Below are 12,855 nucleotides of genomic sequence, written 5' to 3' on the forward strand. Positions count from 1 at the left end.
TATGCATGCCGCACTTGTAAAAAAACTCTTGTTAACAGCCATAGGCATGTTTGCATTTGCTTTTGCATTAGTGCCGCTTTACGACGTTTTCTGCGAAGTAACGGGTCTTAATGGCAAGCCTGATATGGAAGCTGCACAGGCCAGTAGTTTGGTTGATGAAACAAGAAACGTTGATGTGAGTTTTATTACCCAAACAAAAGATGGCGTGCCTTTCAGCGTAAAAGCCAAGCAATTTTCTGTAGCAGTTAAACCGGGAGAAATGTCTGAGTTGACATTCATTGCGAAGAACTTGAGTGCTCAGCAAAAAGTGATGCAGGCAATACCTTCTGTTTCTCCGGGCAAAGCTGCTAAATACTTACATAAAGTTGCCTGTTTTTGTTTTGATAGGCAGCCATTCGAACCAAATCAAGAAGTTGAATTTAAACTAGTTTTTTATGTGGATACGAGCCTGCCTCATGATGTTGAAGAGTTAACTTTATCGTACGCCATTTTTGATATCAGTGATGTTGCGTTACAACGCAACGAAGAGATAACCGAACCTTTTAAGGGTTAGGAGGAAATATGCAAACGCAAAGCTACTATGTTCCAGCGCAAAGTCCATGGCCAATCATCGGTGCTGTTGCCATGTTTTTTATTGCAGTTGGAGCCGGTTTAACAGTTATGCAGTTAGGAAGTGAAGATAGTAGTGGGATGATTGTGCTCAGTGTTGGTGTGATTGTCTTGCTTTATATGTTGTTTGGTTGGTTTAAGCATGTGATTCAAGAGTCAGACAAAGGACTTTATTCTGCACAAATGGATCGATCTTTTAAACAGGGAATGAGTTGGTTTATTTTTTCTGAGGTCATGTTTTTCTTCGCTTTCTTTGGGGCACTTTTTTACGCAAGAGTATTTTCTGTGCCATGGTTGGGCGGGGCCAGTAACAATCAAATGACCAATGAAGTACTTTGGCCAAACTTTGAGGCTGTTTGGCCGTTATTAACTACACCTGCGGGTGATGTAACTCAAGCCATGCCATGGTATGGCTTGCCTTTGGTCAACACCATTATTCTGTTGACGTCATCGGTGACTTTACACTTTGCACATAAAGCAATTGAATCAGATAAGCGCAAACAATTAACGGTTTTTTTATTGGTGACGGTATTGCTAGGATTTATTTTCCTCGCTCTTCAAGCACAGGAATATGTACATGCATATCAAGAGCTCAATTTAACCTTACAGTCAGGTGTTTATGGTAACACTTTTTATCTTTTAACCGGGTTTCACGGTATGCATGTAACTATTGGGGCGCTCCTGCTTACGATTATGCTTATAAGAGTCTTAAAAGGTCATTTCACGGAAGAAAAACATTTCGCGTTTCAGGCTGCAGCTTGGTACTGGCATTTTGTTGATGTTGTGTGGGTTTGTTTGTTTATCTTTGTTTATGTTTTGTAGGCAAAGAATGAGGGATTTATATGGCTGGGAAGAAATTAATTTCATGGCGAGCAATAGTTACCTGGGTAGTTTGTTTGGTGGTTGTCTTGACCTGCTTAGGCCTGGCTTATTGGCAGTTCTTAAGAGGCCAACAAAAACAACTACAGCTCGCTGAATTTTCTCAGCCGAAACCGACGACGGTACACGAGTTCTTAACGCGATTAAATAATCAAGAAATAGCAGCTATGCATGGCACTAAAGTCGCTTTACAGGGGATATTTGATAAGCAATATATTTGGTTTTTAGATAACCGAATTGTGAATGGTAATGTGGGGGTTGATGTTCTTGCTTTATTTGAAGTTAAGGGGCTAAAACAATCATTGTTGATAAACCTAGGTTTTATTGCAACTCACGGGAGGACAAATCCTCAAGTTTTATTACCTGAAAAGCAAGAAACCTTAAACTTAGCGGTGAAAAGCCGCTATCTAAGCCAATTTTCTTTAACTGAGCATTCTTTCGATGCACGCAGTAACCGTTTACAGTTTGTAGATATCACATTTTTATCCGAGCAAAGTGGCAAGGAAATTTATCCAGCCATTTTTTATCAACTTCCCCAATCACCTCTCATTGCATCACCCCATTATAACCCTGTCGTTTTGAGTCCAGAAAAGCATCATGCCTATGCACTGCAGTGGTTTTTAATTGCGGTGGCAGCGGCATTTATTGCACTGAAAGTTAGAAAAATGGAGGTACAACATGAAGTTTAAACCTATTTGGATGTTTGTTATTTGCTGTATTACGCCATTTGTTTTGGCTTATGGGGCTATTTTAGTCGATTGGCAACCTAGAGATACAACAAATAAAGGGTTACTTCTGAGTAAAGAAATTTATGTGCCTAATTGGCAAAGCAGTGAGCACAAATTGTGGAGCATAGCTTTATCTGCACCTGACACTTGCACTTCAATCTGTAATCAGCAGATTAAGCGCCTGAATAAAGTGTATGAAGCTTTGGGGAAAAAGCAGGATAAGGTGTCTCTTGTAATACTCGGAGGAGAGCAAAGTACAAGTCTCACTCAATATCCATCAATTGATGAGTTAACAGCAGGTTGGTTGTATTTAGTCGATCATCACGGCCTTATTGTGTTGGCGTATCCATATGATGAGAGCGAACAAAAAAGTCGTTTGATGCACAAAGGATTGTTGTCTGATTTGAAGAAACTTTTGAATTATGCGCGAAGCAGCTAGGAGGAATAATGAATAAAAAATACATCTACCTCACTGTCATTAGTACATTTGTCACATTTTGTGTGGTTGCGTTAGGTGCATACACTCGCTTGAGTAATGCTGGGCTAGGTTGCCCTGATTGGCCAGGGTGTTATGGTTTTCTAACGGTGCCAAATTCTGCTGATGAATTACTTGCTGCATCGGCAGCATTTCCTGGTAGTGAAGTTGAACCGGCCAAGGCCTGGATTGAAATGATCCACCGTTATTTTGCCTCTTCGTTGGGGTTACTTGTCGTCGCATTATTATTTATTGGCGTTAGAAAGAAAATACAAGAAGTTCCTAAGCAGCTAACCATTGCATTATTTGTCATGATATTGCTCCAAGGTAAGCTGGGTATGCTCACAGTAACCATGAATCTCCAACCTTTCATTGTTATGGGTCATTTATTGGGTGGCTTTACAATTTTAGCTTTGTTATCAATGCACTGCTTTTATTTGTTTACGCCGCAACAGCAATATATCCCTAAGCCACAAGGGATCCCTTCGGGATTATCAGAGATAAGCTTGATAGTACTGACCCTTCAAATAGCTTTAGGTGGTTGGGTCGCTGCGAATTATGCAGCGCCACATTGTGTTGGTTTACCCGTTTGCGAAAACATTCACTTATTTTCTGTTGAAAGCCTATTTCATTTACCAATTGGTGAATTAAATTATGAGTATGGTGTACTGCCATTTGAAACTCGACTATCGATACATATGATCCATCGATTATGGGCTGTTGTAACTGTATTTACCTTAGGGTATTGGGCTTGGTTGCTGTTTAAAAATAGCCAACATGAATTACTAAAAAAAGTGGCTGCTTTATTAATGCTTGGGCTGCTTTGTCAGCTTTTGTTAGGGGCATTAATAGTGCACCTTCAATTTCCAATTATAGTCACGCTTTTCCATAATTTAATGGCTGCTAGTTTGCTCATAATTAGTTTGTTTATTTGGTTTCTACTTACCTATCGTTGTGCTGAGGAGGCCTAATGAGAAGTCTCACGTTAAAATCAGAAAGTTTAACCCGCTTTGTAAATTTGTCAGCTTACATAGGTATATGCAAATTTAAGGTAGTCATGATGTTAGTCATTACAGCTTGGGTTGGATTAATGTTGGCTCCAAGCTCTGACAGAGGCCTTTTATCGCAAGTAATGAGTTTAATTGGTATAGGCTTCCTATCAGCGTCGGCAGCGGCAATAAACCATGTTGTTGATCGTGAAATTGATAAGAAAATGGCCAGAACACGGCATCGGCCTTTGGCACAAACCCAGTTAAGTGTTAATCAAGCACTGGGCTTCGCGGCACTTTTAGCACTGATTGGTTCCCTTGCTTTGTTTTATTGGAGTAATACGTTAACGCTGGTTATGACTTTTGGGGCGCTGGTAGGCTATGCAGTGATTTATACCATGTTTCTCAAGAGAGCTACGCCGCAAAACATTGTCATTGGCGGTTTAGCTGGCGCAATGCCCCCTTTACTTGGTTGGATCAGTGAAACAGGGCAACTTGATGTACAGGCATGGTTGTTGGTGATGATTATCTTTATTTGGACGCCGCCACATTTTTGGGCTTTAGCTATCGCTAGAAGAAATGACTATAAGCGTGCCAATATTCCAATGTTACCTGTGACACACGGTAGTGAGTTCACCCGATTATTTATTGTAATTTATTCAATTCTTTTGTTTCTTGTTTGTTTATTACCATACTTGATCACAATGTCTGGTAATTTTTACCTGCTTTCAGTGCTGATCCTTAATAGTATTTTCTTGTATAAAAGTATTGTTTTGTACGTAAAACGTTCAGATGAGGCAGCGATGACACTTTTTCATTTTTCAATTACTTATTTGCTGCTACTCTTTATCTCGCTATTTCTTGATAGATGGATCCTTTAATGCGCTACATATTGTTTTTGTTAGCTTTATTTATGCTTGGGTGTGAAGAAAATGTGCCTGTTTCGGAACATGCTATTCACTATAAACAAGCAAAAGAAATCAATGAATTTAGCTTGCAGGACCAACATGGTAATGAAGTGACTAAGCGTGATTTACTTAATCAATGGACATTGATATTTCTTGGCTACACTAGTTGTCCAGATATTTGCCCAATGACACTCGCAAAACTCACCGAAATTCAAAGCGAATTATCAAAACAATATAATGTTAAAGTTTGGTTTGTTTCGGTCGATCCTAATAGAGATACGCAACAAAAGCGCAAAGCGTATATTGATTACTTCAACCCGGATTTTAAGGGGATATCGGCAGGACATGAAGCCTTGTTTCCCTTTGTTCGAAATATAGGTTTGATATATGCGATCAATACAAGTAAGGAAGAAGATTATTATGTGGACCACAGTGCATCAGTTGCATTAATAAACCCACAAGGAAATCTGAGTGGTATTTTTAAGGCAAAGTTTGCCGTGAATGAAGTACCATTAATTGATTCAGCGCAAGTAATAAAAGATTTTAATGCTATCGTGCATTAGAGTGCTTGAGTAAACTGGGTGCGTTTTAGTTTTCTCTGTAAATTGAGCTAACACCCTAATTATTTTTAGCTTTTACTTAATAAGTTTTATGGCATTTCTGCTAACTGGGTCTAAGCTAAAATTATAAAAATTACACAAGGAGAGCGCAGAGCGCATGTTAAAACTTCCTTCAGAACTCACAATCAGTCATGTTGAAGAATTTCATCAGCAGGTGCTTCAAGTGCTTCATGCTGAGCACGATGTCAGCATTGATGTTTCTGATGTAACGCGTGTTGATACAGCATCAATACAAGTTTTATGTGCGTTGCAAAAGCACCTCCTTGATATTAACAATGGAATTCGTTGGCATGGTGAAAGTCAAGCGCTGAAAAATGCGGTTGATGAACTTGGTTTAACAGAATTACTCGCCCTATCGGCGTGAATTAAGAGGTCATTATGAAAAAGATTTTGGCAGTGGATGATTCAGCATCTATGCGACAAATGGTGGGCTTTACTCTAAAGAAAGCAGGTTTTGAAGTTGTTGAAGCAAAGGATGGCAGTGAGGCTTTAAGTATCGCAAAGCAGCAAAGCTTTGATGCCGTGATCTCTGATGTCAATATGCCGGTTATGGACGGTATTACACTCATTAAAGAGTTGAGAACACTTCCAAGCTACAAATTCACCCCGTTGCTTATGCTAACTACTGAGTCTGGTTTAGATAAGAAAACCGAAGGTAAAGCTGCTGGTGCAACAGGCTGGATTGTAAAGCCATTTAACCCTGACCAGTTACTAGCTGTTCTTAAAAAAGTTATTCGTTAAGCTAGGATGTCATTATGAGTATTGATTTAAGTCAGTTTTTCGAGGTCTTTTTCGAGGAAAGCCTCGAAGGGCTAGATGCAATGGAAGCTGAGCTCTTAAATTTGGAGCCAGGAAACGAAGACATGGAGACCATCAATACTATATTTCGTGCCGCACATTCTATTAAAGGAGGCAGTGGCACTTTTGGCTTTACGTCAGTTTCTGACTTTACCCATGTGCTTGAAACACTCTTAGATCAAATAAGAGATGGCCAGCGAGCGTTAACTGCAGAACATGTAAACTTGCTTCTAAAATCGGTTGATTGCCTTCGTGGAATGTTAGCCGCTTTGCAGGCTGAGCAAGAACCAGATTTAACAGAAGCAGATGAAATCAGAAAGCGTTTCGAAGTTATTTTGGGTATGGCTGAACAGTCATCATCAGATAGCCAGACAACGGCAGAATCTCTAAGCGAAAATACCTACCAAATTGACTTTAAGCCACATCCACACTTATTCAAAACGGGTAATGAGCCACTTTATATGATCTCTGAACTTGCCGAATTAGGTGAGTTAGAGACTCAGGCTTTTTATGATGCAATTCCAGATATTGATTCTTTGCATGCTGAAGAGTGTTTTCTTGCTTGGCGATTCTTTCTTACTACCTCTAAACCAGAGTCTGCAATTTCAGAAATTTTCGAGTGGGTAGAAGACGACGCAGATATTGAAATTGTTGTTTGTGGGGGGCTGTTTGAGACCGATCTTACTGATGACTCCGATGCAAGTATTGAAAATACTACACCCGTTAAGCAAGACGATACTCGACCTGCTGAAGAAAGCCAAGTTCCAGCCTCTCAACCGATCAAAACGACCCAAGCAGGACCTGCAGCAAGTAATAACGCTAAAAAACCAGAGCCAAAAAAATCTTCAGACTCATCGGCAACATCGATTCGAGTTGGCATAGATAAAGTTGATTCACTGATTAATATGGTTGGTGAATTAGTTATTACCCAAGCGATGCTAAGCCAAATCGGTGAACAAGAGATCACCGAGTCAACCATTACCGCCTTGCAAGAAGGCTTGGCGCAGTTAGCTCACAATACACGAGACCTGCAAGAAAATGTGATGCGAATTCGCATGCTACCTATCAGTTTCGTATTTAGTCGCTTTCCTCGTCTGGTACGAGACACATCCCAAAAGCTTAACAAACAAGTCGAGTTAAAATTATTGGGTGAGCAAACTGAGTTAGATAAAACGGTGATGGAAAAAATTTCAGACCCGATGGTTCATCTTGTTCGAAACTCACTCGATCACGGTTTAGAAACTCCAGAACAACGTGTTGCAGCAGGAAAAGACCCGGTTGGAACAGTGACTTTGAATGCTTTCCATCAAGGTGGCAACATCGTTATCGAGATTATGGATGATGGGCAAGGCTTAAATACCGATAAAATCAGGTCTAAGGCAATTGCAAATGGTTTAATTCAAGAAACAGATGAACTCTCTGCAGATGAGATAAACGAACTTATTTTTATGCCAGGCTTTTCGACAGCAGATGAAGTAAGTGATATTTCAGGTCGTGGTGTTGGCATGGACGTGGTCAGGCGTAATATTCAAGCGCTTAATGGCTCTGTAGAGGTAGCCTCGGCACCAGGGGTTGGCTCAACATTTACTATACGCTTACCTCTTACCCTGGCTATTTTAGATGGCCAGTTGGTTAAAGTTGCACAGCACACTTACATTATCCCTCTTATTTCGATTGTTGAATCATTACAAATTGATATCAGTAAAGTGAGCCGCGTAGGGAAAGACCTAGATGTTTTAAGGTTACGTGATGAATATATACCAATCCTTCGTTTATACGATATTTTTAATCATGACGGCGCGATAGAAGAGCTCGATAAAACTCTACTTGTTGTGGTTGAGAGTGATAATCATAAAGTGGGTTTATTGGTTGATGACCTGCTCGCGCAGCAACAAGTTGTAATTAAAAGCCTAGAAGCCAACTACCAAAAAGTTGATGGCATCTCTGGCGCGACGATTCTAGGTGATGGCAGAGTATCGTTGATCATTGATATCAGTGGCTTAATCAAATTAAGTGGGTTAAAAAGACCAGGCTCTCAAGAATTAATCGTTGAACAAAAAGCCGTAGGAGCAGCATAAATGTCAGATCAGGTTGAACATAATCAACAATTGATTTTAGAAGGTCAACATGACGAAAATCAGTACCTGACATTTATGATGGCAGGTGAAGAATACGGCATGAATATTTTAGCGGTACAAGAAATTAGAGGCTGGGAAGACGTAACGACAATCCCTAATTCACCTAAGTTTGTAAAAGGCGCTATTAACTTGCGCGGCACTATTGTGCCTATCATTGATTTGAGGCTTAGGTTTGGTATTGCAGAGAATGAATATGGTCCACTTACCGTTGTTATTGTTGTAGCTGTTGAAATTAATGGTCAAAACAAAGTCATGGGTATCGTGGTTGATGCAGTATCAGATGTATACAGTATTTCAGAAGAGCAAGCTAAAGATGTTCCTGATTTTCAGGATTCGGATAACGCAGAGTTTGTTCATGGGTTAGTTAATGTTGGGGAGAAAATGGTCGTTCTTCTTAACTTAGAAAGTGTTCTTAATTTAGAGTAAAAATAAATCAGCACGGGTAGGGTCAAGATGAGTGGTAGAAACGTACAAAGCGAAATAACCAATAAGCTTTTGATAAGTGCAGTTCTGATTGTGGCATCAATCGCGATTGCATTACAAATATTGGGCGTGCCATTTAGTGGTGAAAACGCAATTGGGTTGGGCTTGCCTTTTGTTATCACAATAGCGGTGATTTTCTATCTCAAGCAAAGTTTTGGGGCTTATGCTGAACAATTAGAAACCGCTGATAATGCAATACCTTATTTAAAGTTCAAAGATGAAGAAGCCGCTCACAGGTTGCATTTAGATGCTTATCCAGCCCTACAAAGTTTATTAATGCCTGATAGCAATGATGATACTGATGCCGTTGATGATACGAAACATATTGAAAGTATGATTAGCGCACTGAAAGTGTGCCAAGCAAACATCATGATTGCTGATGAAAATTTGAATATTAGTTATTTAAATGACTCTGTCACTGAAATGCTAAAAGCCAATGAGCACAAACTACAAAAAGACTTACCAAACTTCAATGTTGCAACATTACTAGGGCAAAATATTGATGTCTTCCACAAGAACCCAAGTCATCAAAGAGGGTTACTTAGTAATCTGCGAACAGTTTATAAAACTCAAATCAGTGTTGCCGGTTTATCGTTTGATTTAATCGCAACGCCTGTATTCGACGCTCAGCAGCAACGTATTGCTACATTAGTTGAATGGAAAGATATAACCGAACAAATTGCTTTTGAAAAACAAAAGCAAATTTCTGCGGCTCATAACGCGCGGATCACAAGTGCACTCGACGTTTGCCAGGCAAATGTGATGCTTGCTGATACTGATTTAAATATTGTTTTTGCAAATCACTCTGTGCTTGAAATGTTGAGTAACAACCAAGAGCAACTTCGTACAGCCTTACCAAACTTCGATGCGAGCAAGCTAATTGGTGAGAATATTGATGTTTTCCATGCTAACCCTGCACACCAAAGACAAATGCTCAGTGCGTTAAAAGATACCTATAAAACTGATATTAAAGTAGCTGGCTTTACATTTGGGTTAATCGCCACACCAGTATTTGACGACAGTGGTGAACGTATTGGCACAGTTGTAGAGTGGGACGATAAAACGCAGCGTATCGCGCAAGAAGAAATAGCTCAGAAGCAGGCGAATGATAACTTCCGAGTGAAATGTGCACTTGATAATGTCTCTACTAATGCCATGATTGCAGATGGTGATTTCAATATCGTTTACTTAAATGACTCTGTTGTTGAGATGTTAAGAAACGCAGAATCAGATTTAAGAAAAGAATTACCGAATTTTGATGCCAATAAATTAATGGGGGCGAATATTGATGTATTCCATAAGAACCCGGCGCATCAAAGAACAATGCTTGAACGATTAACTTCTACATATAAAACAGAAATCAATGTGGGCGGCCGTACCTTCTCGCTAGTTGCAAACCCAATATTGAATGATAAAGATGAGCGTATCGGCACGGTTGTAGAATGGGGCGATCGTACGAATGAAGTCATGATAGAGCAAGAAGTTAATGCACTGGTTCAAGCTGCTTCAGAAGGTAATCTCACGCAAAGAATTAATGAGAATGACAAGGTAGGATTCTACTTAAGGTTATCTCAAGGCCTAAATCAACTTGTCAGTATTGTTGATGACGCAGTGACTGATACCGCGCAAATGCTGGATGCATTAGCAAATGGTGACTTAACACAAAGAATTACCCAAGAATACCATGGCTCGTTCGATAAACTGAAAAAAGACGCCAATATTACAGCTGATAAACTAACAGAAGTTATTAATCGTATTAGCTCTTCAGCGACACTTGTTGCCAGTGGTGCAGAAGAAATTTCTCAAGGGAACGCTGACTTAAGTCAACGTACAGAAGAGCAAGCTTCTTCACTGGAAGAGACAGCTTCAAGTATGGAGCAAATGACAAGTACGGTACGTCAGAATGCCGATAACGCGAAAATTGCTAATGAACTGGCTGAAGAGACCAGTTCAAAAGCAATGCAGGGCGGTGAAGTGGTTAATCGTGCTGTTCAAAGTATGTCAGGCATTAACGAGTCGAGTAAGAAGATTGCAGATATTATCGGTGTAATTGATGAAATTGCATTCCAAACAAATCTTTTAGCGTTGAACGCCGCAGTAGAAGCAGCAAGAGCAGGAGAGCAAGGCCGCGGCTTTGCTGTAGTGGCTGGTGAAGTGAGAAATCTGGCACAGCGTTCTGCAGGTGCTGCGAAAGAGATTAAAGACTTGATCCGTGACAGTGTAAGTAAAGTTGAAGATGGTACGCTGTTAGTAAATGAATCAGGCGAAACACTTAAAGACATTGTTGCTTCTGTTAAACGAGTCACTGATATGATTTCAGATATCGCAGAAGCGTCTGTAGAGCAGAGTTCGGGCATCGAGCAAGTGAACAAAGCGGTAACGCAAATGGATGAAATGACGCAGCAGAATGCCGCGTTAGTTGAGGAGGCATCCGCTGCGGGTGAATCTATGGCTGAGCAAGCAAACGATATGCGTCGTTTATTGAACTTCTTTACTATAGATGATTCGGCTTCAGCAAGTTCAATCATGATTGAATCTAGAAGTACAAATGTTGCCCCAGCGAAAATTTCAGCATCACCCTCAACGAGTCCAGAGCGAGCTGAGATTAAGTCACCGGTAAAATCTCCTGTAAATCCTGTTGCTACTGCTAACCAGTTTGCAGACAACTCAGATGAATGGGAAGAGTTTTAATTGAGCATGTTTGAAGGCGGCATTTGCTGCCTTCAACACCAACTATGAGCCTCCGATATAGCTATTTTGTCTACTAAGCATCGTCTTTGAATAGGATTAACCATGAGAGAATTTGCACTTTCTGATCAGGACTTTCAGACCATTTCGCAAAAAGTGTATAAAGCATGCGGGATAGTTCTTGGTCCTCATAAAAGAGAAATGGTTTATTCAAGACTAGCGAGGCGTATACGAGCAAATCAACTTGATTCATTTTCAGCATATTTAAGCTTTTTAGAAGAAAATGAAGAGCAAGAATTTAGTCAATTTATTAATGCCATCACGACGAATCTGACGTCATTTTTTAGAGAAAACCACCACTTTGAGTATTTATCTAATACCTTAATCCCTAAAATCTTAGATGAAAATAAAACCACTAAGAGGGTACGTATTTGGTCTGCGGGTTGTTCAACAGGAGAAGAGCCTTATAGCATAGCCATGACAATAGCCAATCGCTTTCCTGCGGATTGGGATGTAAAGATCCTAGCAACAGATTTAGACTCAAATGTTTTAGCAAAAGCGCAAAATGGTATTTACGATGCGGGTAATGTAACAGGCTTAGATGATGAGGTCTTGAAAAAGTGGTTTTTAAAAAGTGCAGATAGCCATGCTTACAAAGTTAAACCAAAGTTGCAGTCTCTGATTTTTTTTAAACGACTAAACTTACTAGAGAAGTGGCCAATGAAAGGGCCTTTTGATGTTATTTTTTGCCGCAATGTTTTGATTTATTTTGATAAGGAAACAAAAGATAAATTGTTTAGAGGGTATCACCAGATGCTAGCTGCGGATGGTCATTTATTTATTGGTCACTCAGAAACTATGGGCAAAGAGCATCATGAGTTTAAGAATTTAGGCCGCACTATGTATCAAAAGGTATAGTATGGATAATCGATTTAAGCCGGTTATCAGAGGGTTTGAACACGTAAAGCGATTTTGGGACTCTGGTCGAGGCTGTGTTATAGCAAAAGTATTGCCTGGAGAGTTTTACGTATCTAAAAACGATGAGCTTATTTCCACTGTACTTGGTTCATGTATAGCTGCTTGTGTATACGATGATAAGCTAGGCGTGGGTGGCATGAATCATTTTATGTTACCGGCTGCAAAAGGAATAAAAGAGGTTCATGCTGATGATTTAACTTGCCGTTATGGTAACTGGGCGATGGAGTATCTGATTAACGAGGTACTCAAAAACGGCGCTTCACGCTCTAATCTGAAAGTTAAATTATTTGGCGGTGGTAAAATTATTCGGTCAATGACTGATATCGGTGTAGGCAATATTCGCTTTGCACATGCGTACATTCAAGAAGAAGGTTTGGAGCTTGTATCCCATGATGTGGGTGGGCCTTGGCCTAGAAAAGTCGTTTTTCATCCTCAAACAGGTCGTGCGCAGGTTAAAAAGTTAAGAGAAATGCATAACGATACAATTGAGAAACGTGAAGTGCGTTATTTACATGATATCGAATCGCAAGATGCACAAACAGATATTGAGCTGTTTTAGGAG

14 protein-coding genes are annotated in these 12,855 nt (G+C 40.0%); all 14 read left to right on the plus strand.

What is annotated here, in order from left to right; translation table 11 throughout:
* Position 1: 1 nt before the first annotated feature.
* The 14 genes from ACH784_RS01120 (at position 2) to cheD (ending at position 12,852) form a co-directional block, all read left to right on the plus strand.
* Positions 2-553 carry a cytochrome c oxidase assembly protein gene (locus ACH784_RS01120; protein WP_404392784.1) on the plus strand — a complete coding sequence of 184 codons (552 nt, stop codon included), beginning with the start codon at positions 2-4 and terminating at the stop codon, positions 551-553.
* A gap of 8 nt (positions 554-561) precedes the next feature.
* Entirely contained in the window at positions 562-1,431 is an 870-nt protein-coding gene (locus ACH784_RS01125) for a cytochrome c oxidase subunit 3 (protein WP_404392786.1), read from the plus strand.
* Positions 1,432-1,517: 86 nt separating this feature from the next.
* Positions 1,518-2,177 (plus strand): SURF1 family protein, encoded by a 660-nt coding sequence (locus ACH784_RS01130; protein WP_404392788.1) that lies wholly within the window; start codon positions 1,518-1,520, stop codon positions 2,175-2,177.
* Complete coding sequence (locus tag ACH784_RS01135) at positions 2,167-2,655, plus strand: transmembrane cytochrome oxidase associated protein (protein WP_404392790.1); 489 nt, start codon at positions 2,167-2,169, stop codon at positions 2,653-2,655. Before ACH784_RS01130 ends, ACH784_RS01135 begins: the two co-directional genes overlap by 11 nt.
* 8 nt (positions 2,656-2,663) lie before the next feature.
* On the plus strand, positions 2,664-3,662 hold the full coding sequence (locus ACH784_RS01140) for a heme A synthase (RefSeq protein ID WP_404392792.1): 999 nt from the start codon (positions 2,664-2,666) through the stop codon (positions 3,660-3,662).
* Entirely contained in the window at positions 3,662-4,561 is a 900-nt protein-coding gene (gene cyoE / locus ACH784_RS01145; protein ID WP_404392794.1) for a heme o synthase, read from the plus strand. The genes ACH784_RS01140 and cyoE overlap by 1 nt, the downstream gene beginning before the upstream one ends.
* Positions 4,549-5,151 (plus strand): SCO family protein, encoded by a 603-nt coding sequence (locus tag ACH784_RS01150; RefSeq protein WP_404392796.1) that lies wholly within the window; start codon positions 4,549-4,551, stop codon positions 5,149-5,151. Before cyoE ends, ACH784_RS01150 begins: the two co-directional genes overlap by 13 nt.
* A 154-nt stretch (positions 5,152-5,305) precedes the next feature.
* On the plus strand, positions 5,306-5,572 hold the full coding sequence (locus ACH784_RS01155) for an STAS domain-containing protein (protein ID WP_404392798.1): 267 nt from the start codon (positions 5,306-5,308) through the stop codon (positions 5,570-5,572).
* Between the two features lie 14 nt (positions 5,573-5,586).
* Positions 5,587-5,949: a response regulator gene (locus ACH784_RS01160; protein WP_404392800.1), complete on the plus strand. Its 363-nt coding sequence runs from the start codon at positions 5,587-5,589 to the stop codon at positions 5,947-5,949.
* 14 nt (positions 5,950-5,963) lie between these two features.
* Entirely contained in the window at positions 5,964-8,084 is a 2,121-nt protein-coding gene (locus ACH784_RS01165; RefSeq protein ID WP_404392802.1) for a chemotaxis protein CheA, read from the plus strand.
* Positions 8,085-8,570, plus strand: a complete 486-nt coding sequence (locus ACH784_RS01170) for a chemotaxis protein CheW (RefSeq protein ID WP_404392804.1) — start codon at positions 8,085-8,087, stop codon at positions 8,568-8,570.
* 27 nt (positions 8,571-8,597) lie between these two features.
* Complete coding sequence (locus ACH784_RS01175) at positions 8,598-11,318, plus strand: methyl-accepting chemotaxis protein (protein ID WP_404392806.1); 2,721 nt, start codon at positions 8,598-8,600, stop codon at positions 11,316-11,318.
* 102 nt (positions 11,319-11,420) lie between these two features.
* Positions 11,421-12,233, plus strand: a complete 813-nt coding sequence (locus tag ACH784_RS01180) for a CheR family methyltransferase (protein ID WP_404392808.1) — start codon at positions 11,421-11,423, stop codon at positions 12,231-12,233.
* A gap of 1 nt (position 12,234) precedes the next feature.
* A complete protein-coding gene (gene cheD / locus ACH784_RS01185) occupies positions 12,235-12,852 on the plus strand; it encodes a chemoreceptor glutamine deamidase CheD (protein WP_404392810.1) in 618 nt (205 codons plus the stop codon).
* Positions 12,853-12,855: the final 3 nt, after the last annotated feature.

Source organism: Pseudoalteromonas phenolica (assembly GCF_044788725.1).
Classification (GTDB): Bacteria; Pseudomonadota; Gammaproteobacteria; order Enterobacterales; family Alteromonadaceae; genus Pseudoalteromonas; species Pseudoalteromonas phenolica_C.

Bases quoted from the DNA above. Each gene is read 5' to 3' on its own strand.
- ACH784_RS01120 (WP_404392784.1), top strand. From the start codon at position 2: ATGCATGCCGCACTTGTAAAAAAACTCTTGTTAACAGCCATAGGCATG.
- ACH784_RS01170 (WP_404392804.1), top strand. From the start codon at position 8,085: ATGTCAGATCAGGTTGAACATAATCAACAATTGATTTTAGAAGGTCAA.
- ACH784_RS01175 (WP_404392806.1), top strand. From the start codon at position 8,598: ATGAGTGGTAGAAACGTACAAAGCGAAATAACCAATAAGCTTTTGATA.
- cheD (WP_404392810.1), top strand. From the start codon at position 12,235: ATGGATAATCGATTTAAGCCGGTTATCAGAGGGTTTGAACACGTAAAG.
- ACH784_RS01140 (WP_404392792.1), top strand. From the start codon at position 2,664: ATGAATAAAAAATACATCTACCTCACTGTCATTAGTACATTTGTCACA.
- ACH784_RS01150 (WP_404392796.1), top strand. From the start codon at position 4,549: ATGGATCCTTTAATGCGCTACATATTGTTTTTGTTAGCTTTATTTATG.
- ACH784_RS01180 (WP_404392808.1), top strand. From the start codon at position 11,421: ATGAGAGAATTTGCACTTTCTGATCAGGACTTTCAGACCATTTCGCAA.
- ACH784_RS01125 (WP_404392786.1), top strand. From the start codon at position 562: ATGCAAACGCAAAGCTACTATGTTCCAGCGCAAAGTCCATGGCCAATC.
- ACH784_RS01160 (WP_404392800.1), top strand. From the start codon at position 5,587: ATGAAAAAGATTTTGGCAGTGGATGATTCAGCATCTATGCGACAAATG.
- cyoE (WP_404392794.1), top strand. From the start codon at position 3,662: ATGAGAAGTCTCACGTTAAAATCAGAAAGTTTAACCCGCTTTGTAAAT.
- ACH784_RS01135 (WP_404392790.1), top strand. From the start codon at position 2,167: ATGAAGTTTAAACCTATTTGGATGTTTGTTATTTGCTGTATTACGCCA.
- ACH784_RS01165 (WP_404392802.1), top strand. From the start codon at position 5,964: ATGAGTATTGATTTAAGTCAGTTTTTCGAGGTCTTTTTCGAGGAAAGC.
- ACH784_RS01155 (WP_404392798.1), top strand. From the start codon at position 5,306: ATGTTAAAACTTCCTTCAGAACTCACAATCAGTCATGTTGAAGAATTT.